Consider the following 26644-nt stretch of genomic DNA (forward strand, 5'->3'; position numbering starts at 1 on the left):
GGGCCCGACCCTGGGTCTGTCCGGGCCTATCGGGCGCTGTTCCATTACCTGTTTGAAAGGATTATGAGGGGTCCCCGATATACATAGTCATAGAATTTGATATATGTCGGGGTGAGGTGTGTGTTAGTATGCTGGTAATGTGGCGTATTCGCAGTGAATACCACGACGCGCGAACCACACTCTGACGGAATCGTGTACAAGCCGACCAAAATTTCCGGTGAATGTGCCGATCCTGGTTATTAATTGTGGATTACTTCACCCGACAGCTTTATTATATGCTACTTTGACATGACATCTTGTGTGGGAAACGTGCGGCACCTATCCAAAGCCAGCCATTGAAACCCAATAAAACGGGGCTTACCAGCGGTGGCAGCTGCGGCTCAGGGGGAGTAGAGCGTATGCTAGGATATCCATCAACTGAGGTACGGGAATGACGATACAGGCAAAACAGGCAAATCAAGCAGACCAACAGGGGATCGCTTCGAAGGCAGTCGACGAGTTCCTCGTTACTCCGGAGAGCGACGTCACGCCGGTTCTGAGCGTCGTGATGCCCACGCTCAACGAGGAGAGGGGCATCGTGGAGTGTATCGACCGGATCAAGACGGCGATATCGGAGTTGCGCGTGCCGACCGAGATAATCGTGAGCGACAGTTCGACCGACGCGACACCGGAGCTAGCGCGCGAGCGCGGCGCGACAGTCGTGACGCCGGACGAACCTGGGTACGGGTACGCGTACCGCTACGCGTTCGACGAGGCACGGGGGGAGTACATCGCGATGGGCGACGCGGACACGACGTACGACTTCGAGATGATACCACAGCTCCTCGAACCGGTTCGGAACGGCGACGCTGACATCTGTATGGGGAGCCGGCTGGAGGGCGAGATACGGGACGGGTCGATGCCGCCGCTGCACAAGTACGTCGGAAACCCGCTGCTGACGCGGTTCCTGAACACGTTCTACGGGGCCGGCGTGAGCGACGCACACAGCGGGTTCCGCGTGTTCACCAAGGACGCGCTCGAAACGCTAGAGCTAGAGACGACCGGGATGGAGTTCGCCAGCGAGATGATTATGGAAGCGGGCGCGAACGACCTCGTCATCGAGGAGGTCCCGATAATATACCACGAGCGAGAGGGCGAGGAGACGCTCGACAGTTTCAGCGACGGCTGGCGACACGTCCGGTTCATGCTCGTGAACGCTCCCGACTACCTGTTTTCCTATCCGGCCTTGCTGCTCGTTTCGGCCGGGGCGGTGCTGATGGCGCTTTCGGTCGCTCGGCTGTCGGTCGCCGGCGTCAACTTCGGCATCCAGACGATGGTTGGCGGGTCCTTGCTGGCAATCGTCGGGTATCAGGTCTGGACGCTCGCGCTGTTCAGTTCCATCGCCGCGAACCCGATTAACGAACCCGACGGCCCCCTCGTCGGCATGATACGGGAACAGTTCCAGCTAGAGCACGGAGCGTCTATCGGCGTCCTCGCGGCTGCTATCGGCGTGCTGTACCTCGGGACCGTGTTCGGGCAGTGGCTCCTCGCCGGCCAGGCGGCGTTGCCGTCGGCCACCGCCACTCTCCTGGCCTCGACGGTCGTGGTGCTCGGGCTACAGACGGTGTTTGGCTCGTTCTTCATGAGCATGCTAGCGGACAACAGCTAAACACCGGCGTTCGGCGGGCCGTCAGGCCTGCACACATCGACTAGCGCAGGTCCCGTTTTCCACGCACTGAAGTTCGGGCTGCGTTCGGTTTTGGGCGACGAACTCCCATTCGTCTCGTCCCACGCTATCGGTTCCGTTCGAGTACGAGAGCTGTCTGTACAGCCCGTTGTAGTTCATCACGCTGTCGTACTCCGCCCTGGAGTAGCGCTTCTCGTCGATGCCGTCCTGATGGGCGTCCAGCCCCATCGCGTGCCCGAACTCGTGCATGAACAGCGACGCGGTGACAGTCGTCGAGTTGTATCGCTCCATCGCCGCGATTCCGGGCCGTCCCGCGCCGACGTAGTAGTCGTCACCGTTGTAGGCCACGTCGTCGGTGACCAAGAGGTAGTAGTAGCCATCGGAGCGGTACTCCGAGTGGTTGGCCCGGAAGTCGTAGATGTCGTTTCCGGGCCCTGCGCGGCGTTTCGAGTAGACCGTCCCGTTGACTGGAAGGTCGGTGTCGTCCGCGACGAGGTGGATGTCGATACCGGTGGAGCCGTCCGGGTTCGAGACGGGCGCGTCCGCGAAGGTCTCGACGATAGCCCCCTGGACCGGGTCGCTGAGCGTCGCCGCCTGCGTGGAATCGACCTCGACGTAGATGTCCGTTCGAAGCGGGTCCGCGCCCGGAACGACCCCCTCACAGCGGACCTCCATGCCGTCCGGGTAGCCGTCTCCGTCCGTGTCCGGGTCGGTCGGGTCGGTCTCGTAGACGGACCGCTCTAGCGGGTCCGCCAGTCCGTCTCCGTCCGTATCGGTGGCGTTCGCGTCGACCTGCTGCGCGGCCGGGCCGTCGGCCCCGCCGCCAGCGGCAGCCTCCGGCGACGTGCCGGCGGCAGGTAGCACGACGGCAGCGAGAAGCAACGCGACGAACAGGACGGCCCCGACGCGGAGCACCGGCAGCCGACGGCCCGAGTCGCCCGCGAGTCGGCGGGCGTTGGAACCAATATTGATTTCGATATCTAAAGCTGCGCCGAATACGGGTCGCAGCAATCGAGATAAAATAGACGACATTGGCATCTCTACTTCCGGATTGTAGTGTTGCGGGTAAGTAATTGATTCTCCAGATATCAGTATCGATTTCGATATTATGCGCAGACATCTGCCGAAGCACTGCGGGTGTGGCCGTCGGTATCTTCAATGGCCTCGGTCCAGTACCCGAAGCTAATGCGTGTCACCCGGCGGTTCTGGCTCACGCTCGCCGCTATCGGTTGTCTCCTCCTGGGCGGTGGGCTACTCGATGCCCCCCTGTTGGTCGCCGGTGCCGTCGGACTCGCGGGCTGGCTGCTCGCGATGCAGGTCGTGTTCGTCCGCGCCGTCTCTCGGCTGCGGGACGGACTCACAGTCAGCCAGTCGCTCAGTCGGGCCCGAATACGGACCGGCGTCGAGACGACGTACACGCTCGAGGCATCTGTCGCCACCGCCGGCGAACACCTCCCGCTGTCCGTCGAAGCGACGGTCCCACTCGCGGCGCGGATGGAGGCGGGACGGGCCCCAGTGATAGACCTCGGCGAGTCGATGCAGTCGTCGTCGGTAACTGTCCCACTCACCTGGGAGACCGTCGGTCACTACACCGTCGCCGGTGCCACGGTGACGATGCGCAGCGGTGCGGGACTGTTTACGCAGTCGTTCACGACCGACCCCGGTCCCGAGATAACGGTCGAGTCCCCATCGGTCGGTCCGATTCACGTCGGTCAGGGCGGGAAACGGCTACTGCGCGGCGTCGGCGAGCACGAAGCTCGCGGGCGGACGGGCGGCCTGTCTGCCGAGGAGGTACGGAAGTACGTCCCCGGCGACGCACTGAAATACGTCGACTGGAAGGCGACCGCCAGGCTGGACGAGGCCCACGTCCGCAACTACGAAGCCGAGAGCAACCGGAGCGTGGCGCTCGTCCTCGACCATCGCCACACGCTGGGGGACGGCCGGCCGGGAGAGACGAAACTGGACCACCTCAGGGCGGTCGCCGCGGCGTTCCGACAGCGCGCCGAAACGGTCCGTGACCCGCTTGGCTATCTCACCGTCGACGACACGGGCGTGACCGAGTCGCGAATCCCCGCGGCGAGGGCGGAACGCTACAGGGCGTGTCAGCACCGCATCAACGACCTCGATACCGAGTCGTCGGCCGAGACTGCCACAGGCCGGACGGGAACGCTGAGGGGCGCGCCGGGACCGGTGACGGAGGCGCAGTCGCCGATAGAGACGACGCTGCTCGCGTATCGGGATGCCGCCGGGTCGAAGCGACACCTGCCGAACCAACCGCTGTACAACGGGCTGCAGGCGGCTCCACGGGAGATACGCGGCGCGGACCTGCTGGTCATCTGTACTGACGACAGCAACCCAGACGAACTGCGGAACGCGGTCGGATTGGCGGGACGCAACGCGACGGAGGTCGTGGTGTTCGTGACGCCCTCGGTGGCCTTCGACACTGACCTCGTCGCGGACCTCGACGAGGCCAACGAGCGCTACCGGGCCTTCGACCAGTTCCGACGCGAACTGGACGGCATCGACTCGGTGACCGCGTACGAGGTGGGGTCGCCGGAGCGGATGGCGGCTCTCCTGTCCGACAGTCCGGCGAGCGCCGAACGGGGGGAGTACGCATGAGTACGGGGCGGGAGTCGAGAGAACGGCCGCGACGGACAGCAGCGACCGCCCTCGGCGCGGTTGGCGTCGCCGCAGCGACGGCCGGCCTCGCCCTTGACGGGCCGACGTGGCTCGGCCTCGCCGGTGTCGCGCTGGGCGGACTCTTCCTGTTCGGCACGCCGGTTCTCGCCGTCGTGTTCGGGCAGATTGCGCTGGTCGCGGTCGACGCACCGTCGCTGCTGGCCCTTCTCCTCGTCGAAGGGGGCCTGCTGGTCGTGTTGCTCGCCGGGGCTGTCGGGACGCCCGATGGCAGGGCCGCCGGTGGCCTCGCTGCGCTCGTCGTCCCGCTGCTTGGCGGCCTTTGCTGGCTGTCAGTCGGTCGCTGGACCCTGGACCCGCTCCCGGTCGGGACCGCCATGGTCACCGGCGTCGCCGTCGTCGGCTACCTGCTCCACCGGTACCTGCTGATAGACCTCGGCGTCGTGACCGATGAACAAGTGACGGAGAGTGAGAACACATGAGTGAGCCCACACGACAGGACGTATCGGCCGACGACCGCACCGAAGAAACGGACATCGTCCGGGACCGGCAGACGCTCGAAGCGGAACTGGAGGTGCTGCGGGAGGAGAACCGGCGGTTGCGCGACCGGTACGCCCACGCGAAGCGGGCGACGTTCAGACGGACCGCAGTGGGATTTTTCGCAGTCGGCGGGCTGTCCCTCGCGGCGGCCGTCCTCTTTCCGGCCCTGCAGACGGTTTTCGTCGCCTTCGGCGGAACCGGCGTGTTCGCCGGTCTCGTCACGTTCTACCTCACGCCCGAACGGTTCGTCGCGGCGTCGGTCGGCGACGCGGTGTTCGACACGCTGGCCGACGTCGAACAGCGCCTCGTCACGGAACTGGAGCTCCAGACGGAGGCGGTGTACGTCCCGACGGCGTCGCGTCCTGGAGCGAACGCGCGCCTGTTCGTGCCACAGCACGTCGAGTACGAGGTGCCGGACGCGTCGCGGCTGGGTGAGCTGTTCGTCACCGGCGACGTGCAAGCGGAACAAGGCATCTCCCTTCCACCGACCGGGGACCGGCTGTACACCGAGTTCGAGCGGACGGTGTCGACCGAGCCGGATGACGACCCCAGAGCCGTGGCGACGCAACTGGCCGGCGCCCTGGCAGAGCAGTTCGAACTCGTCGACGACACGACGGTTGAGACCGACGGCGAGAACGGGACCGCGTCCGTCGCCGTCGACAATCCCGCCTTCGGCGACATGCACCGACTGGACCACCCGGTAGTGTCTCTGCTCGCTGTGGGGTTCGCGACGGCCCTCGACCGGCCGGTGACCGTCGAAACGCGCGACGACGACCGGTTCGACGGGGTCGTGACAGTCTCGTGGGACGCCGCCCAGTCGTCGGTGCGGTCCGGCGACCAAGCGACTGCAGCGACACCGGCTTCGGAGAGCGCATAGGCGGCTCGGGCGTTACTCGAACTCGCCGGTCGTGCCGCCGTCGCCGACTGCCGGCTCAGGCCCGGCGCCGTGGTCGGCGTCGGCCCCCGGCGGCGTGATAGACTGCAGGATTTCCTCGAGGACCGCGTCCGGTCCTATCTGACTCAGTTCCGCGTCGCTGTTCAGTATCAGCCGGTGGCGCAACACCGGGAGCGCCATCTCCTTGACGTCGTCGGGGATGACGTACTCCCGGCCGTCCAGACGAGCGGCCGCCTTGGCCGTGTTCTGGAGGGCAATCGTCGCTCGCGGAGAGGCCCCGTGGACGACGTTCCGGTGGTCCCGCGTCGCGTCGACGATGGAGAGGATGTACTCCTTGACGCTGTCTTCGATGTGCGTCTCGGGAACCACGGTCCGGGCACGCAGGAGTTCGTCCCGGGAGATGACCTGCGAGATAGCGTCCGCGTCGAGTTCCGGGTCCGCGTCGAACCGGTCCAGAATCGCGCGCTCCTCCTCTGAGTCGGGAATGTCCGTGACGAGCTTCATCTGGAACCGGTCGCGCTGGGCCTCGGGGAGCCTGAACGTCCCCTCCATCTCCAGCGGGTTCATCGTCGCAACGACGGTAAACGGCGTCGGGAGCTCCAGCGTCGACCCCTCGATGGACACCTGCTCCTCCTGCATGGCTTCCAGCAGCGCGCTCTGGGTCTTCGGCGGCGCGCGGTTTATCTCGTCGGCGATGACCAGGTTCGTAAACACCGGCCCCTTCTGGAGTTCGAACTCCCCGTTTCGCTGGTGGTACACCGTCGTGCCGGTGATGTCAGCCGGGAGCAGGTCGGGCGTCATCTGGACCCGGGAGTGCTGGAGGTCCGTCGCGTTGGCCACGAGCGTGGCAATCGTGGTCTTGGCGACGCCCGGCACACCCTCAAGGAGCACGTGGCCGCGTGTCAGCATCGCAATAGTAATGTGGCGAAGAACGTCCTCGTTTCCGATGAGAACGGTGTCCGTCTCCTCCCTGAGACGGTCGTACAGGACCGACGGATCAGTCATTGCGTTGACGTTCGGTCCGCTGTTTAATAACGGCTTCCGTTACCCGCTGTATTTGTTCGCGCTCCCAGTCCGGGTGCCGGGCGCTGATGTACTGCTCGATGCTGTCGCGGGACAGGCTCGGTTCCGGTGCCGGGTCCCGACCCCAATAGTCCCTGAGTCGCTCGTCTAGGCGACGGTCGACGGCGAGCAACGTTCCGACCAGAACGACGCCACAGAGGAGCAACAGCGCGTCCGACCGCTGGACGGCCAACACGGCGGCGGCCGCCGGCGGGAGGCTGTCGGCGTGTGAGTAGTCGAGCAGTGCGCTGTCGTGGCCATCGAGGAGGTTCCGGACGAACCGACGGTTGTCACCGCGTTCGAGCATCGCGTTCACGAAGACGCTGGGGTCGCCGACGGCGACGACCCGTCCGTCGCCGACCGACTCGCTCGTGGCGACCGGCCGGGAGGCCAACCGCTCGTCGTTGTCCAGCTCGGCGTCCCCGTCGGTGTCGAGGTAGGCGTACTCGGAGGTGGTGACGAGCGGCGTGGCGTCGCCGGCCCTGACGGTCGTGCCGTAGTTGAGGACGACGGTATCGACGCCCGCCGTCTCGGGGTAGTCGCCGGCGGGCGTCGCTTCCGGGAACGAGGCGTTCCGGTAGTAGTTGCGGTTGTCGTACACCGGGCGGCCGTCGAACCGGGCGTCGGCACCGACCGCCGCGAGCAGCGCGTTCCCGTGTGGTCGGTAATCCTCGGCGACGACGAGCGTCCCCCCGTTCCGGACGAACGCCGCGAGACGTGCCCGTTCGCCCGACGTGTACGGCTCGGTCGGCGAGAGGACGACCGCGACGGTGCCGTCCGCGTCGGCCGTCGGATACTGGCTCACGTTCGTTCCGAGTGTCACGCTCGCGCCGGTGTCGGCGGCGACGGTCCGGAGTTCGCCCGCCCCGTCCCACTGGGCGTTGTACGCACCGAACGCGGCCGAGGACGTGCTCGCGGCGTAGACCAGCGCGATAACCGTCAGGGCGGTGTAAGCGGCCAGCAGTAGCTGCGGGAGACTGAGCGACGGCAGCCGCGAATCGCCGGAAACCGGTGTCGACGCCATCAGACCAGCCCCGGAGGGAGGATTTCGAGGATACGTCTGATAACCACGTAGGCGAAGCCGGCCAGCCCGAGCCCGATGAGCCACCAGAGCCGCCGTCGCCAGCGCGGCGACACCACCTGCGGCGCGACCAGTTCGACGGTGACGAGGAACCCGATGAGCGAGACGACGAAGAACAGTTCGAGCGTCAACGCGTCCAGCAGGGTCAACACGAGGACGGTGCCGAGCACCCACGCCAGATGACCGTAGATGAACTGCTGGCGCTGTCGGGTCGCCATACCACGGCGTTGGCTGCCGCGGACAGTCAAAGTTCCGACCGGCAGCGAACGCCGTCTAGCGACCCGGCTCAGTCGTCGCCGTGCCGTCGCGGTTCCCCCGCTTCGTCGGGCGTCCGCGTCCGGTCACCGCTCGGGAGCAGCGACACCGGGGAGGCCGTCAGGTACGGCACCGTCGCGACGAGCGCACCGAACAGCGCGAGCGAGACGCCGCCGACGAATATCGCCGCGAGGACGGTCGGGGGCGTTCGTGCGGAGAGGCGGAAGCCGAAGAAGACGAGCCAGCCGGCCCGTTCGAGAGCCTGTAACGCGAGGACCGACAGGCCGAGAGCGAGAGCCGTCGCCGGAACCGCGATGCGGGCGATGTCCGCCAAGACCGTCCGCAGGACCCGCCACTGGGTCGCCCCGGTCGAGCGGTGGATACCGATGGCCTGTCGGCGCGCGTGGACTCCCTGCGCGAACGTGGCGGTAGTGCTGCCGACGGTGCTCAGCGCCGAGAGGACCACGAGGACGCCGAGAATCAACTGGACGTTGCCGAACACGCCCTCGACGGAGCGTTCGATGGGCGTCCCGGCGGCGTAGGACCCGCTGCTCGCCACGGCGGAGGCGAGTCGGCGGTCGCCGGTCACCGTGTACGCCGTCGTCGCGAGGGTGGTCCCGTTGGCCGTCACCCGGTAGGTGTACGTCCCGGGCTGGCCCCGGCCGCCGTCGGGCGAGAACCGCGTCTGCGTGGCGTTTCCGGGCGGCATGTAGACGGTCCGGTTCCGGGAGACGCCGGGGCCGACGACGCGCACGTCCCGGACGAGCGGTTCCTGCCAGGGGTTGGCGAGGCCGACCCTGAGCGTCGGCGTCGTCAGGACCGACCCCGAGGAGGGTGAGACGGACACCTCCCCGTACAGTTCCCGCTGGGCCCCCCGGACCACCTGGATGTCGTGTGTCGCCGTCTGGTCGCCCGAACGGGCGGTTATCGTGTAGTTCCCGGGTTCGCGCGGCAGGGGGACGACAGCGACGCCGCTCGCCCCCGTTCTCAGCGACGGCCCGTTCACCGTGACGGTCGCGTTCGAGACGCGGTCGCCGGTCTTCGTGACCACGGGGACCGAGAGCCCCGACCCGGGCGGTGCCTGCGACGGGAGCTGGTCCGGAATCTCGATGGCGTTCGGGGAGACGACGGTCACCGAGTGGGCGTACTCCCCGGCGGTGGCGTTCCAGGTGCCCAGTGCCGACGTCTCGAAGGAGACGGTCCCGGTCCGCTCCTGTCCCGGCGGGACGGCCACCGTCGTCGTTTGCCGCTCCCCCCGATAGCGGACTGTGACCTCTCGGGTCGCCCGCTCGTTACCGACGTTTCGCACGGTGACGGAGAGATTGACGGTGTCGCCGCTGACGACGCGGGCCGGGCCGGAAATCCCGGTCACGACAGCGCCCGACCGGGTGGCCCCGTCGGGTGCTCCGTCGGTTATTCCCGAGACCGGCCCCTCGACGCGAATCATGTGGACCTGCCCGCGCCCGGTCGCCAGGTCGGCCGCCGAGTCGAGCGGGAGAATCAGTAGGTCATCGAGCGTCCCGGGGGCGTCGTACCGGCCGACGATAGTGACCCGGCGAATCCCGGGCTTGACGCTCCCGCTGACGGTCAGTTCGTCGCCGACCCCGACGTCTAGCGTCCGCGCGAGGTCGCTCCCGACGACGGCCTCGTCGTAGCGCTGTGGTCGCCGGCCGTCGACCAGCGTCGCCCCGGTGACGTTGGCGAACAGGCCGTACTCCGCCCCGTGGGCCATGTACGGCTGCCCGTCGGACACCTGTGCGTAGATGATTTCCGGGCTGGCCGGCGTCCCGTCGGCTCTGAGCGCCGACGCGTACTCGGCGTCAAGGCGACTGTTCAGCGGGTGAGGCGCGCCGGCCTGGGTGATGGTTCCAGTGCCTCCCGCGTTGCCACCGAGGGGAGAGGCGAGTCCGGCCAGCGAGACGACCAGCAGGAAGGTGATGCCGAACACGGTCAGCGTCGCCGCCGTCGGGACGACCGACCGCCAGGACAGGAACGTCGGCGCGACCCAGCCTCGAACTCTCGAAAGCGTCGACCGTCCAGACCGGCCCGACCGGGCGTGGCGGCTGCCGAGCGAGGCCGGCGGGCGGGTCGCCGCGGGGTAGGCCGCGAGCCCGCCGGCGGCGAGTCCCATCAGCACGAAGATGCCGGCAACGGCCGCGACGACGGTCGCGCTCTGACCCGAGACAGTGACGTCCAGGGCGATTGGCAGGCCGACGTAGATGGCGACGTTGACAAGCGCTTTGATGAGGACGAGCCCGACGGCGTAGCCGAGAACGACCCCGGTGGTCACGAGGAGGCCGGCACGGAGCGTAAACAGGAGCCCGACGCGCCAGCCCGGCGCGCCGGTCGAGCGGACGACCCGTATCGCCTCGAGGCGGTCGCGGACGCTCATCCGGGTGACGTTGTAGACGACGATGAGGACCAGCAGGCCGCCGGCGGCCGCCGCGACGCCCAGCGCCCAGAGCACCTGTTCGAGGCCGCCGAGGACGTACAGGAGCGCGCTGACGAGCGGTGCGCCCGCGCTCGGTAGGCTCCCCAGCCCGGTCCCGCTCGGACTCCGGTCGATGACGAAGTAGCCGGTGACACCGACCCGCTGTGCGGTCGAGGCATTCGTCGCGTACCACCGGTCGGAGAGGAACGTCGTCCCCCGCTCCGGCGGGACGACCGACAGCGAGACGGTCCCGTTCGACCCGCTGACGGCCCGCGTCCGCTGCTGGGAGACCGGCCCCCGGGCGTCGACGCCGTCCGGTATCGTCGGCAGTCTTCCCTCCTGCCACTGGGCCGACCCCTCGACGAGCACCCGCGGCGCATCGGGCGGGATGCCGACGAGACGGACCTCGGTCCCGTTCGCGCTCGCCGTCGCGGTCGGGAGGACGGTGACGTTCCCGCTCGCGTCCGGCGGGCCGTTCTCCGCCTCGTGGTAGGTGACCGTCCCGGAGTTCGCGAGCGGTTCGGCGAAGGTCTCGGAGTACGTGACGGCGGTAAACAGGAGCAGGACCGTGCCGATGAGAAACGCGGCCGTCACGGCGACGACGACGACGGTGAGCCGGTCTCGTCTGGACCAGCGAAACAGGAGGGCGTTTCGGTATCCCATCGGTCCGCTAGTCCGTCTCCGTCGACCGCGCGTCCGGCGTCGAGGCGGCGTCGGTCACGAGCGTACCGCCGCGGATGAACAGCCGCTCGTCGAACCGCTGGGCCAACTGCGGGTCGTGGCTGATGACGACGAGCGCGGTCTCGGTCGATTCCTTCATGCTGAACAGGAGGTCTAGCACCGCCGCCGCCGTGTCGGGGTCCAGCTGGCCGGTCGGTTCGTCGGCGAGGATGACTTCGGGGCGGTTCGCTAGCGCGCGTGCGATGGCGACGCGCTGTTTCTCGCCACCGCTCAGCGTCGCGGGGTACTGGTGCTCCAGCCCGGCGATGCCCAGGCGGTCGAACAGCGTGTCCAGCCAGTCGGGGTCGCGTTCGCCCGCGTGCTCCTGCGGAAGCGAGGCGTTCTCGCGGGCGGTCAGGTCGCCGATGAGCTGGAAGTCCTGGAAGACGAACCCGAGCGTCGTCCGGCGAAGCCGCGCGCGCTGGCGCTCCGAGAGCGCGCTCGCGTCCCGGCCGGCGACCGTCAGCCGACCGCTAGACGGCGGCTCTAGCAGACCGAGGACGTTGAACAGGGTCGACTTCCCGGCCCCGCTGGGGCCCTGGACGAGCGTCGCCGCGTCCGACTCGACCGTGAGCGAGACGCCGTCGAGAATGGTCGTGCCCCGTCGCGTGACACACAGGTCCGAACCGACGAGGACGGGGTCGGTCATTGTCGACCTTTCTGCCGGCCCCGTATTGTATGCCACGGTTACATACCCGGTGCGGCCACGAGCGGGCCCTCTCGGGTCGGGCGCGTCAACACCCCGTTCGGTTGCCGCCGGGCAGTACGAGATACACGGAGTCGAGCGCTCGCGTGTCGTAGACCACGTCGTGCTCGTAGCGCCACTCCGCCAGCGCCGCGGGCGTGGTCTTCTCGCTTGCGGCCGGGAACAGATGCGCCCCGGTCGTCCCCCACGACGCCCGCGACAGCGTCGGGCAGTCCGGTTCCGCGCCGCCGCCGAGCCACCGGGCGGTCGGCTGGTACGTCCCGGCGGTCGCGGCGGGGTAGTACAGGGCGACGATGCGGCTGAACGGGTGGTCCGAGGCCCACTGCTCGTCGACGTGGTCGGCCGTGAACGTCGCGGCCGCGAACTGCGACTCGGTCGCGCCGGTCGGGAACGCCAGCGTGTCGAGGTTGACGAACGCGATGGGCATCGTCACGAGCGCGGCGACCACGACGACGACCGCCAGGACGGTCGCGAGCCGGTGACTGTGAGTCCTGACCGACCCGAGCCCGCCGTCCGGTGACGGCGACCTCCGGGCGGCGAGCGACGCGACGCCGACGCCGGCCAGCACGAACACGGGGAGGTGAACGAACGTCTGGCCCCGGAGCGCGGTCCCGTAGTACTCCGGCGTCAGCGAGGCGGTCAACGAGAAGTACACGACGACAATCGGAGCCAGCAGGAGCGCCAGCACGACCGGGCCGATGCGCCGCCGGTCGCGGCTCGCGAGCGGGAGGCCGACCAGGGCGAACGCCACCGGGACGGCGAAGGCCGCGACGAGCGCCAAGAGCCCGGTCGGCGTGGTCTGTGTCCCGGGGAACACGGTCCGGAGCGCGTTCGCGCCGAGCGTCAGGAACCAGAGGCCGACCGCGCCGCCGACGGTCACCCGCTGGAGGCGCGGACTCGTCCGCTGGAACCAGACCAGCGTCGCCACCAGGAGGACGACCCAGGCCAGGAACAGCCCCGGATACGCGCTGATGCGGTCGACGTAGGGAACGACTAACTGGGACTGTTCGGCGAACCGGTAGTACCCCCACATGTACGTCCAGAAGCCCGCGACGACGGCGAGGGAAACGACGGCGTCGCGGCGTGGCGGAATCCGAGCGAGATGTGCGGCCAGTACGCCCGTGAGGACCAGCGCCACGATGAGTGAACTGAACGTGTGGAGCAGCGGGAAGGCGGCGAACAGGACGACCACGACGGCCCCCCAGCGACGCCTGTCCCGGTCGGTCGTGAGCAGGCGGTGGACGGCAATCGCAAACAGCGGGAGCAGGAGGAAGGCCAGGGCCTCCTCGTCTGTCTGGCCGGTGCGCCGGAGGTAGACCCCCTCGACCGCGAGTCCCATCCCCACCACGCCCATCGCCAGCGTCGTCCGCGAGCGCGGCCAGCGACTCGACCGCGCCAGGCGCTTGGCCAGCGCCATCGCCGTCAGACAGGACGCCGCACCGGTGACCGCGACGACCGGCTGAGCGATATACAGCGGCCGCTCGCCGGTGAGCGCGCCGACGACCGTCAGAAGAGCGGCGAACACGACGTTGTCCGCCCGGAACCGGCCGAGCGGAAACGCCCCCGTCTCGAGAGTGTCCCTGGCCAGAGCGACGTAACCGAACCCGTCTATCGTCGAGGGGAGCGGCGTCCAGTGGAGCGTCGTCAGGCGGGCCGCGACCGCCACGGCGACCACCGCCACGACGAGCAGCAGTCGCCCCGTCCGGCCGTCACTCATTGCCCGTCCCTACACCGGGTGGGTGTAAGAGCGTTACCGCATGCCGACGGGCGACTCGGAGTCCGTCCACGGCTGTCGAGGTACTGCTAGGCGGGGCGTCCCGGTCACGGGTGACCGTTCGACCGTATCTCCCGAGCGCGTTCGACGGCGGTCTCCGCACGGTCGGGGTCGACCGAGGACGGTGCGAACGCCGCCGTCTCGAAGGCTTCGACGACCGTCTCGATGTCCGTCACTTGCTCCTCGGGCACGCCGTTCGCCCGGCTCCGCTGGAGCAGTTCCCAGTGTGTCGCCCCCTCGCTGATTCCGTTCTGTGCCGCTAGCTCGTCGTGAACCGCGGCGTAGGCCGCCATCGCCGCAGCGTCGTAGTCCCCGCCGTCGAGGTGCGTGTCGACGCGTTCGTCGAACGTCGGTCCCGTGACAGTCGGTTCCGCTTCCGGTCGGTCGGGTTCGGCCGTCGACTCGTCGGCGGTTTCCACCGGGTCCGTGTCCCCGGAGCCGCGGAACCGCGAGATAACGACCCACGATGCGACGACGACTGCGAGCACCACCCCGCCCACGACGACGGGGAGCCAGTCGTACCCGACGAGGCCACTTCCGAGGCTGCCCAGGCCACCGTCAGACCCGAACAGTATCGCCAGCAGGCTATCGACGAGCGAGTCGCCGCCGGACCCGCTGCCGACCGGCGCTGGCCCGCCGTCGTCTCCCGGGGCTCCCGTCGCCGGCACTGTCGCCGTCGTTGTCGCGTTACCGAGGTTCGATTCCGGCTCGTCGTACGTGGCTGTGACCGTGGCTGACGCGTTCGTCTGTGGGGCGGCGAGGACAGCCGCGAACGACCCGTCCCCGTCCGTCTCGACGACCTGCGTTCCGCTCTCGCCGACTCGGAGACGGACCGGACGGCCGGCGACTGGCGTCCCGTCGACGGTCCGGAGGCGGCCGCGGGCGAGAACCCCCTCGTCCGTGTACGACGCGTTCACCGCGAGGGTGGTCCCGGTCTCGACCACGACGACCGGGGCCGTGGACCTCGCGCCGGTGATAGCGCGGTTCTCGTAGGGAATCCGGGCGACGACCTGCCGGTCGCCGTCGTCGACCGTCGCCGGGACCCGGGCCGTCGCTGTGGCGGTCCCGTTGGGTCCAGTCGTCGTCCGTGCCAAAACGGTGTCGTCCGTGCCGAACTCGACTGGAATCCCCGCGAGGCCGGTTGATTCGACCGTCACGGCCGCCGAAACGTCGAGTCGGTCACCGTATCCCACCGTCTCCGGTGCGAGCTCGCTCCTCACGGTCGGGGTCACCTGTCGCACGTCCACGGTGACCGTGGCAGTGTCGGACAGGTACACCGAGTCCGAGCGCGGGACGTACTCGACCGAAACTGACTGTTCCCCGAGTCTCGCCGAACGGGGGCGGTACAGCGTTTCGAACGCGCCGTTCGAATCGGTCCGGACCGTCCGGAGTCGGGAGCCGACGCGGAGTTCGACCGTCTCGTCGGCGACGGCCGACCCGTTCTCGGTCTGTATCCGGCCGGAGAGGGTTCCCGGGTCGGTGAACGACGCGGTCGCGTCGTTCGCCCGAACCGTCAGCGTCGTCCCGACGAGCGTCTCTTCACGGACGGCGGCCTGTGTTGCCGTGACGTTCGCCGTGGTCTCGTTGAGTTCGGCCTGTCCCTCCGAGAGGTCGACCGACGTGGCGTTCTCGATGCGTTCGAAGTTCCGGTTCAACTGCCGGCCCCGTTCGCTGACGTTCGACGCCGTCCGCTCCATGGCGCGCGCGGTGACGCGGGCCTCGCGTTCGTCACCGCGCTCGCGTGCCGCCCGGTACGCCGCGTACTGCTGGCGGTATCGCTGTACCTCGGTTGCGAGGGTCCGCTGGTTCTCGCGCGCGGCCTCAAACTCCCCCGCAGCGGTGTCGTCCGCCTCCGAGGACGTGTCGCCGGCGACCTCGACGTACTGCTCCAGACGCGTGTCGTAGTCGTCGCCGAGGACGCTCCGGGCCTGCTCGTACTGCTCGCTGGACAGCGCGATACTACTGCTCTCCAGTCGCCCCCCCATTGTCCGGGCCAACCAGGCGGCCGTTTCGTCCCCGTACTCCCCGTCGGCCACCGAATCGGGGTTCACCTGCTGTGTCTCGTTGCCGTCCGTCGTCGTCTCGACCTGAGGGTTCGGAGCCGGGCTGTCTCCCACCGTCGCCGCCGCGCCACCAGCGCCCGCTGTGAGCCCCAGCAGTGCCAGAGCGACGAACACGGCCCACGGCTGGCTCCGGAACACACCGTGTTATTCTGCTGGTTTGATAAAATGCGTTCGGTTGGCCCACCCCACCGGTGTCGGGGTGCGAGGAGCGCCCAATCGGCTGTTTTTTTACCGTTCCGACATGAACCTCGTCTAATGGCTGGCACCCCGGCGTGGAAGCTACTCCTGCCGCGCCAACTCCGCCGTCTCCCGGCCGACCTGGCCGCCGTCGTCGGCGTAGTTGCCCTGACGAACCTGGCCGTTTTGCTGCCGGTCGTCTCCGACACGCCGGTCCGTATCGTCGCCGGACTCGTGTTTGTCCTCTTCGTCCCCGGGTACGCGTTCATCGCCGCGCTGTTCCCGGAGGACGGGAGCGACCCCGACGACGACGAGGCCGTCACGAACCCCCAGGCCGAGGGTATCGACGGCATCGACGGCATCGAACGGGTCGCGCTCTCCTTTGGCCTCAGCATCGCACTCGTCCCCCTCGTGGGCCTGGTGTTGAACTTCACGCCGTGGGGCATCCGCCTGCTCCCGATTCTCGTCTCGCTCAGCGGGCTGACGCTTGTGTTGACCGGCGTCGCGGCCGTTCGTCGCTGGGCGCTGCCCGCCGACGAGCGGTTCCGCGTGCCATACCGGGCGTGGCTCAGCGCCGGCCGCGAGGAGCTGTTCTCGCCAGCGTCGCGGACGGACGCCGCCCTGAACGTGTTGCTGGTCGTGAGCATCCTGCTCGCGGCCGGCAGCGTCGCGTACGCCGTCACAGTCCCGAAAGAGGGCGAGCGGTTCAGCGAGTTCTACCTGCTGACGGAGGGCGAGGACGGCGACCTCGTCGCGGACGGCTACCCGACGGAGTTCCAGCGGGGCGAAAGCCGGTCGCTGATAGTCGGCATCGGGAATCAGGAACACGAGCGAACGGAGTACACCGTCGTCACCGAGTTACAGCGCGTCGAACGCGTCGGCAACGAGACGCGGGTGCAGGAGCGGAGCGAACTGCGGCGCTTCCAGCCGACGCTAGAGCACAACGAGACCTGGCACCGCCAACACGAGGTGACGCCGGGGATGACGGGAGAGCGGCTCAGGCTCCAGTACCTGCTGTACCGCGGTTCGCCGCCCGAGACGGTCAACCAATCGACCGCCTATCGGGAAGTCCACCTCTGGGTGAACGTGACCGAGTGACCCCCTTTCCGCGGGGTCTAAAGCGGATTGTCCCACTGCCTCCCGTTCCGCATTCCACCCGCCGAACGGCTTTTTTCGCCTCGGGACGGACTACTACTTCTTCCCGAACCTGTTCTGGCCGCTGCTGGCAGCAAACCCCGACCGGTCGCCGTCGTTCGCGGCCCACGCCCCCGACAGCCTGGGCTCGCTCGCCGTCCCGCTCGTCGTCTTCGGACTGGCCGTCAGTTACGGCGTCGTGGCGGCGTACCGGAGTCACGAGCCGATGGCGGTGGAAATACTATAGGACCAGACCCCGTACCGGAGACTCATTGTGTCCGGAATCAACGCCGTTCAGAACTAGTCGGTCAGCGAGACCGTGCCATCGTACGCCCGGTAGCTATGGACCGGAGCTACCGACGGTTTCAGGCCTGGGTCGCGGATTCAATCGGCGTGTCGCCGCAGTCGACGCAGATGTACTCCTCGTCGACTGTGACGACGACCGGTGAGTTGCACGTAATGCACTTGAGCTTCGACGCGCGCGATTGCTTTGCGTAGTCCCCCATTGTGTGTACCTTATACACACGCATTATCTGTAAGATAACATAAAATCATGCGTCTCAGCAACATTTCGCCGCGACCGGTTCCGTGCGACGGCATCTACCCGGAGGCACACCGCCAGGAAGCGACATAACGGAGAAAGAATCACAACAACGCCGTGTCGACCCCAGCGGCCTGTGACTCAGTCCCGTCGCGCAAGGAGTCCGGCACCTAGCAGTGCTAGCACCGCGACGAGCACGGTGAATCCGGGGCCGCTCGAACTCGTGGTCTCGACCGAGCCCGGTGTTGCGGTCGCGCCCACGTCGTCGGGTTGCTGGGCACCACCACCGGCGGCGGTCGTGGCCGCCTCGGTCTGGGCACCGCCGTCGGTTTCGACCGCCTCAGTGCCGTCGTCCGCACCCGTGTCGGTCACCGCTCCGTTGTCGGTGTCCAGCGCTTCGGTGTCTTCATCCGTTGCGTCGTCGCTTTCGGTCTCCGATTCGTCGTCACCGTCGTCTCCATCGCCGTCGTCACTCCCATCACTGCTATCGTCGCCATCGCCACCATCGCTGCTGTCATCGTCATCACTATCGTCGCTGCCGCCGTTATTGTCGTCACCGCCGTCGTCGCTGCCACCGTTATCATCGTTGCCGTCGTCGCTGCTACCATTATCATCGCCGTCGTCGCTTCCGTCACTACCGCCGTCATCGGTTTCGGTCTCGTCCTCGGAGTCATCGTCGCCGGAGTCGGTCTCGTTCGACTGCGACAGCGTGACCGTGCCGGTGCTGGAGGCGATGCCGTCGGAGTCCTCGCCGACGGCGACGTGGACGTACGTGTACGTGCCGGTCGGCCAGGAGTCCAGCGTTTCGACGGCCACGGTGGTATCGGGGCTCTCGGACACCGTCGTAGCCGAGGCGTACATCATATCGTCGCCGGTCGCGTCCGAGGACGCTTCGGAGAGCACGAACCCGAACAGGCCGACCAGTCCCGCGGACGGCATCGCCCTGGTCGCCGTCGACTCTCCGGCGAAGGCGGCGTCGCCGTGGGTCGCCGAGACCCCGCTGACGCCGTCGAAGGAGTTCTCGACCGTGACCTGGTCCTCCGAGAGGTTCGCGCCGATGTCGCCGGTCACCCGGACGGTACTCGTTCGCTGTTGCAGTTCGCTCTCGTTGAACACCAGCACAGCGTGCGTTACGGAGTCGTCGTCCAGTTCGGTCTCGACGTCGAGCGTGACGTTCCCGCCGACGTCGTCGGCAGTCGCGTCGACCGTAGAGTCGCTGTCCTGAACCAGCGTCTGCTCGACGCCGACGACGGTCACGTTCCCATCGGTCGAGACGTCGCCGTCCGAAACGGACAGTCCCGCCCCGTCGTCGACGGTGACCAGAACGAAGCCGTAGGCCCCACCCGAGTCGGGCGTGTACGAGGTTTCGAGGGCTCCGTTGTCGTCAATCGAACCGACCCCCTCCCCGTCGTCTAGCAGTTCGACCGAACTGGCACTGGAGTCGTTGGTGAAGAGGCGAGCCAGTTCGGTTCTGATGCTCCCGTCACTGAATCCGGCCGCGTCCGGGCGCTCGGAGAGTTTGACGGCGAGCAGTTGGGCTTCGTCGCCGGCAACCGCCGAGGTTCCGGCCCCAATCGTCGATTCGAACGTGAGGCCTACAGGCTCGCCCGCCTCGTGAATCGTGTACTGGTCCCTGTTGAGGGGGACGTCACCGGTCTGTGCGGACTCGACGTTGATGTACGTCTGCGGGGCCGCTATCGTCGTCGGCCCCGTTGAAGTGGTCCGAAGCGGGAGAAGCGACCGCTCCCACACGTCGACGTTCTCCGTCACCGCCGTCGTCTGCCCCTCGTCGACCGGCGTCGCCGTCGCCGACGTTACGGACAGCGGCGCGGCCAACACCAGTAACACTGCAGTCGCAAAAATTGCAGCGTGTTTTATTTTTGTTGTATTACACATTACTGAATTTTTTCGAAGGGGTGCGGTATAATTCTTATGCAGTGACATCCAGCGGTCCGAAGCGCCGTGCAAAACCCGCGAAACGGGACTGCTCCGCCAGTGGGCCGTCAGGCCATCAGGCACACGTGTATCGGTCCGTCTGTATCTGTGAGATATATGTAAAATATTGTATGAGAACGGGCGGCAATCGGCACCACCGCGTGTTGTCAGAATGCGAGTATTACACGGGCGTCGCACCGTTCAAAGTCTGCGAGTTCCGGTGCCAGATTCGCGGCCTCCGAGGGACTCGCTGGGCACCGGAGTAGTTACGCTTCTTCGGCTTCGTCGTTCTCAGCGCCGTTCGGTCCGCCGGCGTTGTCCGGGGGACCGCCGTTACCCGGGCTATCGCCGGGAGGCCCTCCGTCGTCGGGGCCGCCGCCCGGACTCAGTGCCACCGTTCCGGTGTCCGAGTTGATGGTCCCAGACTCGTTGCCGACGGCGACGTGGACGTACTGGTACGCGCCGTTCGGCCAAGAATCGAGCGTCTGGACGGTCACGTTGGTGTCGGGGGCGTCACTGACGACCGTGGCAGAGGCGTGGACGACGTCACCGCCGGCGTCCGAGTCAGCCTGAGAGACAAGCACGCCGAACAGCCCCTGCAGACCGATTGCGGGTATCGACTGGTTTGTAGAGAGGTTGATGCCGGCGATTCTGGTGCCGTTCCCGACCGTCGCCACGCCGCTGACGCTGTCGAAGGAGTTTCGGACGGAAATCTGGTCCTGGCTGAAGCTCTCGTTCAGTTCGCCCGACACCGTCACCGTACTCGACTGGCGCTGGAGTTCGCCCTGTCGCACCAGCACCACCGCGTGCGTGGCGTTTTCGTCCTCGATTTCCGTGTCGACGTTCAGCGTGACGTCGTCGCCGGGATTGACCGGGTTCCGGGTCGGCTCGACGGTCGAGGCGTTGTCTTGCACGATGGCCTGCTCGACACCGACGACCGTCACCTGCCCGTTGACCGAAACGTTGCCGTCGGAGACCGACAACCCTTCGTCACCCTCGTCGACAGTCACCAGGACGAAGGCGTACGCACCGCCTGACTCGGGCGTGTAAGAAGCGTTCAGTTCGCCCGTTTCACTAATCCGTCCGACGCCCGCTGCGTCGTCGAGCAGTTCGGACGACGTGACGTTCGTGTTGTTCGCGAAGACGGCCCCGATCGAAGCCGTGACGTTGCCGGTGTCCAGGCCGTCCGTGGTCGGGACCCGATTGAGCTTGACGGCGAGCAGTTGCGCCTCGTCGCCGGCAAGCGCCCTCGTCCCGGCACCGATTCTGGGCTCGAAAGACATGTTTATCGACTCGTTGCGCTCGTGGACCGTCAGCGTGCGCTTGTTGAGCGGCAGGTCACCGGTCGCGGCCGACTCGACGTTGATGAACGTCCGGGGCCCTACAATCGTCGTCGGACCTTCAGAGGTCGTCCGGAGCGTGAGCGGCGACCGCTCCCACACGTCGACGTTCTCGGTCACCGAGATGGTTTGACGCTCGGCGACGGGCGTCGCCCCGGCAGTGGACAGCACCGAGACAGGGCCTGCGAGTAACATCGCGGCTGCCAAGGCGAGGATGGCAGCGCGCCGTAGTATTGGGGATTTTACCATTACGAGGAAATTACAGAAGCCTGTGGTATATTTCTTATGCAGTAGCACTTCTGAGAGTGGTATAAAGCGTCTTTTCAGACACAACTATATTCTCGTGTCCCCAAAAGTGATATATTTCTTGTAGTTGTGCATCTAGTATATATACTCGAAAATAAGGTGGTAACTACCCAGTTTCAAGACAGATTAGATAGGGTGTTACTGGTGGTAAATCGTATCTAGAGTAGCCAGCGTCGAGAAGGAATCCGAGTCAATCCGTCCCGAGCGGTAGCCCGGACTCTGCCGCGGTACGTCGGAGAATTGCGAGGGAAGACCGCTCCGTGCGAGTCTTCCGGCACCGGTCAACCGTCGTCCATCGGGGTCGATGGACGGTGGCCGCTCGCGGTTTGCGAGGGACCGCGTCGGTCCAGCAGTGCGATGGAAGGGAGCGAACCGCGCGACGGTGGGGCCGCCGCGCACTTTTCGCCCCCTCCGCGTGCATCTTTCGGCGTCGCGCCGTGCGACCCCTACACGATGCGAGGGAAGGGATTTGAACCCTTGGACCCCTACGGGAGCGGATCTTGAGTCCGCCGCCGTTTCCTGGCTTGGCTACCCTCGCACGCGTGTTGCACTCGAAACACACGGCAGTACGGTATAAATGTCGTACGGAACGGACTCGGAGCGGGCGGCCGCACGGCCCACGGAACCGGTGGTTTGACCCCCTGGGAGACGGTAGCGTACGCATGGACGACCACACGCGCGACCCGACCGTCGAGCCCCCGGACGGGAATCCGGCGGGCTGGCGAGCCGACGGACAGTGGGAACACGAGACGCTCAGGCGGGCCGTCGTCCACGGCGTCCGCCTGTACAACTCCGGGGAGTTCCACGAGTCACACGACTGCTTCGAGGACGAGTGGTACAACTACGGCCGCGGGAACACGGAGAGCAAATTCCTCCACGGGATGGTGCAGGTCGCCGCCGGCGCGTACAAGCACTTCGACTTCGAGGACGACGACGGCATGCGGTCGCTGTTTCGCACGTCGCTGCAGTACTTCCGTGGCGTCCCGAACGACTACTACGGCGTCGACCTGCTCGACGTGCGGACGACGGTCACGAACGCGCTGTCGGACCCGTCGGCGCTGGAGGGCTGGCAGATTCGCCTCGACGGCGAGTATCCGACCGTCCGCCCGGAGGACATCGAGTTCGCCGAGTCGCTCGAACACTGACCGGTTCCGGGCACTTCTAAAGGCTGGAGGCGTTATTACGGGTAGATGCGAATCGAGCAACTGGGAGACGGGATTCCGGAGGTGGCCGTCGTGGGGAGCATCCACGGCGACGAACCGTGCGGACGGGACGGTATCGAAGCCGTCCTGGCCGACCCGCCCGAAGTCGAGCGACCGGTCAAGTTCATCATCGCGAACGAGGCGGCCCTCGACGCGGACCAGCGGTACCTCGACACGGACCTCAACCGTTCGTTCCCCGGCGACGCCGACAGCGAGTCCCACGAGACGCGGCTGGCTGCGGCTCTGGCCGCGGAACTCCAGGACTGCACCGTGCTCTCGCTGCACTCCACGCAGTCCTACGAGGGGATGTTTGCCCTCGTCGACGACCTCACGTCGGAGATGGAACGGCTCTGTAGCGCGCTCTCCGTGGACGCCGTCGTCCAGACGAAGGGGGCAAACGAAGGGCGGCTGTTCGCGACAGTGGACTCCGTCGTCGAAGTCGAGTGTGGCTATCAGGGCTCGGCGGAGGCCGCCGAGAACGCCGAGCAGGTCATCCGGGAGTTCCTCGCCGCCACCGGCGTCACTGCCGAGCCACCGCTCCAGCGAGACACGGAGCTGCCGGTGTTCCAGCTCGGCGAGCCCATTCCCAAGTCAGCCGCCGAACAGTACGAGGTGTTCGTCCGGAACTTCGAGCACGTCCCCGAGGGCGACCCCGTGGCCGCGGCCGACGACGAGACTGTCGTCGCGGAGGAGCCGTTCCACCCGGTCCTGCTCTCGGCCCACGGCTACGAGGACGTGTTCGGCTTTACCGCGGATCGAATTGGGATGCTAGACTGAGCAATCTATTGTTGACCCGCTGATTTAGACGGCAAGCGCCCGTCTAAAAAACCAAAGCACACCTCGCACTGATTATCGGGTGGCAGTTGTCAAACGCGCTGGCCGAGGTATTCAGTGGAAAATTCTCGTGTTCTCGGCACAAATTATATTTCCGCTCAATTGTCGACCTTCCATTCAATGACTTGGAAAGAAGCTCAGGCAATCCGATTATAGAGACTGTCCGGTACGAAAGTCCCCAGTACATTGCGAGCCTTGTATATCGATCCACCTTCGCGGTTTTCTCGGTACCAGAACGGGGGTTTGAGTTCCCTGATCCGCTGCATGTCGCGGTCCGTGAGTTCGAAATCAAAGACGTCCATGTTCGCCTCTACGTGTCTCGGCGTCGTGGCCTTCGGAATCGTGACAACGTTCTCTTGTTGTATTAGCCACCTGATCGATAGCTGTGCTGCCGATTTACCGTACCGGTCACCAATCGAACGTAGGACATCGTCTTCAACAACTCGCCCCTCTGCAAGCGGACTGTACGCGGTAACTGTGATATCGTTATCCTGGCAAAATCTGACGAGTTCCTCGTCACCCCAATAGGGATGGTATTCAATCTGATTTGTCGCAATAGGAGCGTCTGAAAGCTGCATCGCCCGCATGAGCTCCTTGATAGAAAAGTTACTCACCCCGATCTGATTGACCAACCCATCATCGACGAGTGTGTTGAGCGCGTTGAACGTTTCTTCCATATCTGCCAGCGGGTTCCACCAGTGAACCAATAACAGATCTAAATACTCCGTTCCCAGCCGTTCGAGACATCCCTTAGCTGCCTGAATCAAGCGGTCATACTCGACCATTTCGGGATATCCCTTGATTTTCGTCGTCAAGAAGAGGTCGTCGCGGTCAACGCTGGAGTGTTCGATTGCGCGACCGACGGCCGCTTCGTTTTCGTAGGCCATCGCAGTGTCAATGTGCGTGTACCCACACTCAAGCGCATTACTAACCGCGTTGTAGCACTTATACCCTCCAGTTCGGTAGGTGCCGAACCCGAGAGTAGGGACCGTGGTCGTACCATTCTGCTCGGTTGCCATGTCGGCTGACTGTTGTGGTCGCTTCATTTTCCTCAGTTTTATCTGATATAATCATGACAGTAGAACCGGGCCTGTATTGGTATGGGCTTTATAATTCAACATATTTAGATATGGGGCAAAGAAATAAACTCTGTATGACATAATTGCGTGCCTATAATTTACAGCTCTGTACCACGGTTTCATCGGGACCATGCTAAACAGAGGCTCCGCGATTCGAGTGGCTTTACAGGAGAATTTACTTCGTTCCTGTAGTGTGTAGCTGGAAGGGGTTGTAACCCGGCAGAATAGCGGCGATCCAGACGACTCGTTAGTTCCCGAGGATAATCGAGACGCTGGCCGCTATCCTTGGACGACCTGGTGTGATGTCAGCGGTGCGCGTGAAGAGAACCTTACTCGACGGGTCGTAAGCAAACGTTCAGGTACCGAGGCTACTCGGCCGAGAGTTCGAAAAGTCTGCAAACGCGAGACGCTCCAGCGCCTAGTTGTGGGTCAGATGAGCACCGTCAGTGGGACTTCGCGGTGGAGTTGAGGAACGTACCGTGGCGGACGTTTGTTTGTGCAGGTCGACACTTGGGGACGATTCGATCCACACGATGATTTATTCTCCAATAGCCCGTGCTTGAGAATGTATGTCAGAGCAAATCCAGCAGGAACTCGACGTCGACAGGTTCACACTGGGACTCGTCGGCCCGGACCAGGAGTGGGCCGGGACGGTCGCCGACGGTGGGACCGTTCGCACGCACACGCCGCCCGCGTGCTGGGGACCGATGATAACTCCCGAGTTCCGCGGCGGCCACGAGGTGACACGTCCCATCCGCGTCGAGAACGCCGAGCCTGGCGATGCCCTCGCCGTCCACATCAAGGACGTTGAGGTGACGAGCGTCGCGACGAGCACGGGCAGCATGGCCGAGCGCGAGGGCGCGTTCGGGAGCGACCCGTTCGTCGACCACCGGTGTCCGGAGTGTGGGACCGAGTGGCCCGACAGCGTCGTTGAGGGCACCGGCGAGGACGCGATTCGCTGCGCGGAGTGTGGGGCCAACGCCTCCTCGTTTGGCTTCGAGTTCGGCTACACCGTCGCGTTCGACGATGACCGCTCGGTCGGGCTGACGGTCGGCCCCGACGGCGCCGCGGACCTCGCGGAACGCGCCGACGAGGCGATGGCACTGCCGGAACACTCCCGGCAACACCCGATTCTGTTGTACAAGCCCGACGAGATACCCGGGACGCTCGGCCATCTCCGGCCGTTCATCGGGAACATCGGCACGACGCCGTCGGTGGAGTTCCCCGACTCACACAACGCCGGTGACTTCGGCCAGTTCCTCATCGGTGCCGACCACGACTGGGGTCTCCCCGACGAAGCGGCGCTGGACGCCCGTACGGACGGTCACCTGGACTCGAACGACGTCCGCCCCGGCGCGACGCTCATCTGTCCCGTCGAAATCGACGGCGCGGGACTGTACGTCGGTGACCTGCACGCAAACCAGGGCGACGGCGAACTCTCGCTTCACACGACCGACGTGAGCGGCCGCACCGAACTCGAAGTCAGCGTCATCAAAGGCCTCGACATCGACGGCCCGCTCCTGCTCCCGAACGAGTCGGACCTGCCGGACATCGCCAAACCGTACACGGACGCCGAACGAGCGGCCGGCGACGCCCTCGCCGCCGAACATCAGGTCGACGACGTCGTCGACGCGGCGCCGCTCCAGATTATCGGGTCCGGCGCGACCATCAACGACGCCACCGAGAACGCGTTCGCACGCGCCGGCACGCTGTTCGACATGTCGGAGGGCGAGGTCCGAGCGAGATGTACGTTCACCGGCGGCGTCGAAATCGCGCGGCTGCCCGGCGTCGTGCAGCTCTCGATGCTCGCGCCGATGGACCTGCTCGAAGACCGTGGCCTCGCCGATACCGTCCGCGAACAGTACGACCTGTAGCGACGCACCGACGCTCAGCCGCCGCGCATCGCCGGGAAAATCTCGACCGCCGCGCCGGGCGGCACCCGTTCGTCGCGGTCGGCACTCTCGCCGCCGACCATCACACGCACGCTCGGCCGAAGGTCGCCGTCTTCGTCGACCAGCTGTGATTCCGCACGCGGATACGCGTCGACTAAGGCCGTTATGACGGTTCCGACCGTGTCACCGTCGGCTCCGACTTCGACCGTCTTCGCCCCCGTCGCCGCCCGAAGCGGGCCGTACACAGTCACTTCCACGTTGACTAGTCGTGTCGCGGAGTTCAAAAAGACAGGTCTCGCTCGGATTCTCGACCCGATGTCAGTAGCTCGACGAGACGTATCGAGAGCGTGGACATCGGCGACCGGCATGACAGG

Annotated in this window: 21 protein-coding genes and 1 tRNA gene; 8 read left to right on the forward strand and 14 right to left on the reverse strand. The window is 66.1% G+C overall.

Annotation, left to right across the window (positions count from 1 at the left end; genetic code table 11):
- Positions 1-430 precede the first annotated feature (430 nt).
- Positions 431-1648, forward strand: coding sequence for a glycosyltransferase family 2 protein (locus tag VI123_RS16815; protein ID WP_336339217.1), 1218 nt, complete (start codon positions 431-433; stop codon positions 1646-1648).
- A 21-nt stretch (positions 1649-1669) separates the two neighbouring features.
- On the opposite strand, the gene VI123_RS16820 is transcribed toward VI123_RS16815, so the two are convergent.
- Entirely contained in the window at positions 1670-2581 is a 912-nt protein-coding gene (locus VI123_RS16820; RefSeq protein ID WP_336339218.1) for a hypothetical protein, read from the reverse strand.
- 270 nt (positions 2582-2851) lie between these two features.
- Between VI123_RS16820 and VI123_RS16825 the strand changes: the two genes are divergently transcribed.
- Genes VI123_RS16825 through VI123_RS16835 form a run of 3 tightly spaced genes read left to right on the forward strand, consistent with a single transcriptional unit; the run spans position 2852 to position 5720 of the window.
- The gene (locus tag VI123_RS16825; protein ID WP_336339404.1) at positions 2852-4285 is read left to right on the forward strand and encodes a DUF58 domain-containing protein; all 1434 of its coding nucleotides are present in this window, start codon (positions 2852-2854) and stop codon (positions 4283-4285) included.
- Entirely contained in the window at positions 4282-4785 is a 504-nt protein-coding gene (locus VI123_RS16830) for a hypothetical protein (RefSeq protein WP_336339219.1), read from the forward strand. The genes VI123_RS16825 and VI123_RS16830 overlap by 4 nt, the downstream gene beginning before the upstream one ends.
- Positions 4782-5720 carry a hypothetical protein gene (locus VI123_RS16835; protein WP_336339220.1) on the forward strand — a complete coding sequence of 313 codons (939 nt, stop codon included), beginning with the start codon at positions 4782-4784 and terminating at the stop codon, positions 5718-5720. Before VI123_RS16830 ends, VI123_RS16835 begins: the two co-directional genes overlap by 4 nt.
- A 12-nt stretch (positions 5721-5732) precedes the next feature.
- On the opposite strand, the gene VI123_RS16840 is transcribed toward VI123_RS16835, so the two are convergent.
- The 7 genes from VI123_RS16840 to VI123_RS16870 all read right to left on the reverse strand — a co-directional run bounded on the left by VI123_RS16840 (position 5733) and on the right by VI123_RS16870 (position 15884).
- The gene (locus VI123_RS16840) at positions 5733-6743 is read right to left on the reverse strand and encodes an AAA family ATPase (RefSeq protein WP_336339221.1); all 1011 of its coding nucleotides are present in this window, start codon (positions 6741-6743) and stop codon (positions 5733-5735) included.
- A complete protein-coding gene (locus VI123_RS16845) occupies positions 6736-7824 on the reverse strand; it encodes a DUF4350 domain-containing protein (RefSeq protein WP_336339222.1) in 1089 nt (362 codons plus the stop codon). Before VI123_RS16845 ends, VI123_RS16840 begins: the two co-directional genes overlap by 8 nt.
- A complete protein-coding gene (locus tag VI123_RS16850) occupies positions 7824-8099 on the reverse strand; it encodes a hypothetical protein (protein WP_336339223.1) in 276 nt (91 codons plus the stop codon). The genes VI123_RS16845 and VI123_RS16850 overlap by 1 nt, the downstream gene beginning before the upstream one ends.
- A 68-nt stretch (positions 8100-8167) precedes the next feature.
- Entirely contained in the window at positions 8168-11230 is a 3063-nt protein-coding gene (locus VI123_RS16855; protein ID WP_336339224.1) for an FtsX-like permease family protein, read from the reverse strand.
- 7 nt (positions 11231-11237) lie between these two features.
- Entirely contained in the window at positions 11238-11936 is a 699-nt protein-coding gene (locus VI123_RS16860) for an ABC transporter ATP-binding protein (RefSeq protein WP_336339225.1), read from the reverse strand.
- Positions 11937-12021: 85 nt separating this feature from the next.
- Positions 12022-13710 carry a sodium:phosphate symporter gene (locus VI123_RS16865; RefSeq protein WP_336339226.1) on the reverse strand — a complete coding sequence of 563 codons (1689 nt, stop codon included), beginning with the start codon at positions 13708-13710 and terminating at the stop codon, positions 12022-12024.
- Between the two features lie 104 nt (positions 13711-13814).
- Entirely contained in the window at positions 13815-15884 is a 2070-nt protein-coding gene (locus VI123_RS16870) for a hypothetical protein (protein ID WP_407067016.1), read from the reverse strand.
- A gap of 201 nt (positions 15885-16085) precedes the next feature.
- Between VI123_RS16870 and VI123_RS16875 the strand changes: the two genes are divergently transcribed.
- Entirely contained in the window at positions 16086-17105 is a 1020-nt protein-coding gene (locus VI123_RS16875; protein ID WP_336339228.1) for a DUF1616 domain-containing protein, read from the forward strand.
- Between the two features lie 401 nt (positions 17106-17506).
- On the opposite strand, the gene VI123_RS16880 is transcribed toward VI123_RS16875, so the two are convergent.
- From VI123_RS16880 to VI123_RS16895, 4 genes are all read right to left on the reverse strand, one after another.
- Entirely contained in the window at positions 17507-17647 is a 141-nt protein-coding gene (locus tag VI123_RS16880) for a hypothetical protein (protein WP_336339229.1), read from the reverse strand.
- Positions 17648-17823: 176 nt separating this feature from the next.
- A complete protein-coding gene (locus VI123_RS16885; RefSeq protein WP_336339230.1) occupies positions 17824-19578 on the reverse strand; it encodes a PGF-CTERM sorting domain-containing protein in 1755 nt (584 codons plus the stop codon).
- Positions 19579-19883: 305 nt separating this feature from the next.
- Positions 19884-21206, reverse strand: a complete 1323-nt coding sequence (locus VI123_RS16890; protein WP_336339231.1) for a PGF-CTERM sorting domain-containing protein — start codon at positions 21204-21206, stop codon at positions 19884-19886.
- 511 nt (positions 21207-21717) lie between these two features.
- Positions 21718-21801, reverse strand: a tRNA-Leu gene (locus VI123_RS16895).
- Between the two features lie 124 nt (positions 21802-21925).
- Here VI123_RS16895 and VI123_RS16900 point away from each other — a divergent pair.
- Entirely contained in the window at positions 21926-22408 is a 483-nt protein-coding gene (locus tag VI123_RS16900) for a DUF309 domain-containing protein (protein ID WP_336339232.1), read from the forward strand.
- A 45-nt stretch (positions 22409-22453) separates the two neighbouring features.
- A complete protein-coding gene (locus VI123_RS16905) occupies positions 22454-23242 on the forward strand; it encodes a M14 family metallopeptidase (RefSeq protein WP_336339233.1) in 789 nt (262 codons plus the stop codon).
- A gap of 194 nt (positions 23243-23436) precedes the next feature.
- On the opposite strand, the gene VI123_RS16910 is transcribed toward VI123_RS16905, so the two are convergent.
- Positions 23437-24345: an aldo/keto reductase gene (locus tag VI123_RS16910; protein ID WP_336339234.1), complete on the reverse strand. Its 909-nt coding sequence runs from the start codon at positions 24343-24345 to the stop codon at positions 23437-23439.
- A gap of 602 nt (positions 24346-24947) precedes the next feature.
- On the opposite strand from VI123_RS16910, the gene VI123_RS16915 reads away from it, so the two are divergent.
- Positions 24948-26252: an acetamidase/formamidase family protein gene (locus tag VI123_RS16915; protein WP_336339235.1), complete on the forward strand. Its 1305-nt coding sequence runs from the start codon at positions 24948-24950 to the stop codon at positions 26250-26252.
- 14 nt (positions 26253-26266) lie between these two features.
- Here VI123_RS16915 and VI123_RS16920 read toward each other — a convergent pair whose 3' ends face one another.
- Positions 26267-26527, reverse strand: coding sequence for a ubiquitin-like small modifier protein 1 (locus tag VI123_RS16920; protein WP_336339236.1), 261 nt, complete (start codon positions 26525-26527; stop codon positions 26267-26269).
- Positions 26528-26644: the final 117 nt, after the last annotated feature.

The sequence above is a fragment of the Haloarcula sp. DT43 genome (assembly GCF_037078405.1).
GTDB lineage: Archaea > Halobacteriota > Halobacteria > Halobacteriales > Haloarculaceae > Haloarcula > Haloarcula brevis.

Coding starts and splice junctions, on each gene's coding strand:
- VI123_RS16815 (WP_336339217.1), top strand. CDS start 431: ATGACGATACAGGCAAAACAGGCAAATCAAGCAGACCAACAGGGGATC.
- VI123_RS16825 (WP_336339404.1), top strand. CDS start 2,852: ATGCGTGTCACCCGGCGGTTCTGGCTCACGCTCGCCGCTATCGGTTGT.
- VI123_RS16830 (WP_336339219.1), top strand. CDS start 4,282: ATGAGTACGGGGCGGGAGTCGAGAGAACGGCCGCGACGGACAGCAGCG.
- VI123_RS16835 (WP_336339220.1), top strand. CDS start 4,782: ATGAGTGAGCCCACACGACAGGACGTATCGGCCGACGACCGCACCGAA.
- VI123_RS16840 (WP_336339221.1), bottom strand. CDS start 6,743: ATGACTGATCCGTCGGTCCTGTACGACCGTCTCAGGGAGGAGACGGAC.
- VI123_RS16845 (WP_336339222.1), bottom strand. CDS start 7,824: ATGGCGTCGACACCGGTTTCCGGCGATTCGCGGCTGCCGTCGCTCAGT.
- VI123_RS16850 (WP_336339223.1), bottom strand. CDS start 8,099: ATGGCGACCCGACAGCGCCAGCAGTTCATCTACGGTCATCTGGCGTGG.
- VI123_RS16855 (WP_336339224.1), bottom strand. CDS start 11,230: ATGGGATACCGAAACGCCCTCCTGTTTCGCTGGTCCAGACGAGACCGG.
- VI123_RS16860 (WP_336339225.1), bottom strand. CDS start 11,936: ATGACCGACCCCGTCCTCGTCGGTTCGGACCTGTGTGTCACGCGACGG.
- VI123_RS16865 (WP_336339226.1), bottom strand. CDS start 13,710: ATGAGTGACGGCCGGACGGGGCGACTGCTGCTCGTCGTGGCGGTGGTC.
- VI123_RS16875 (WP_336339228.1), top strand. CDS start 16,086: ATGGCTGGCACCCCGGCGTGGAAGCTACTCCTGCCGCGCCAACTCCGC.
- VI123_RS16880 (WP_336339229.1), bottom strand. CDS start 17,647: ATGGGGGACTACGCAAAGCAATCGCGCGCGTCGAAGCTCAAGTGCATT.
- VI123_RS16885 (WP_336339230.1), bottom strand. CDS start 19,578: ATGTGTAATACAACAAAAATAAAACACGCTGCAATTTTTGCGACTGCA.
- VI123_RS16890 (WP_336339231.1), bottom strand. CDS start 21,206: ATGGTAAAATCCCCAATACTACGGCGCGCTGCCATCCTCGCCTTGGCA.
- VI123_RS16900 (WP_336339232.1), top strand. CDS start 21,926: ATGGACGACCACACGCGCGACCCGACCGTCGAGCCCCCGGACGGGAAT.
- VI123_RS16905 (WP_336339233.1), top strand. CDS start 22,454: ATGCGAATCGAGCAACTGGGAGACGGGATTCCGGAGGTGGCCGTCGTG.
- VI123_RS16910 (WP_336339234.1), bottom strand. CDS start 24,345: ATGAAGCGACCACAACAGTCAGCCGACATGGCAACCGAGCAGAATGGT.
- VI123_RS16915 (WP_336339235.1), top strand. CDS start 24,948: ATGTCAGAGCAAATCCAGCAGGAACTCGACGTCGACAGGTTCACACTG.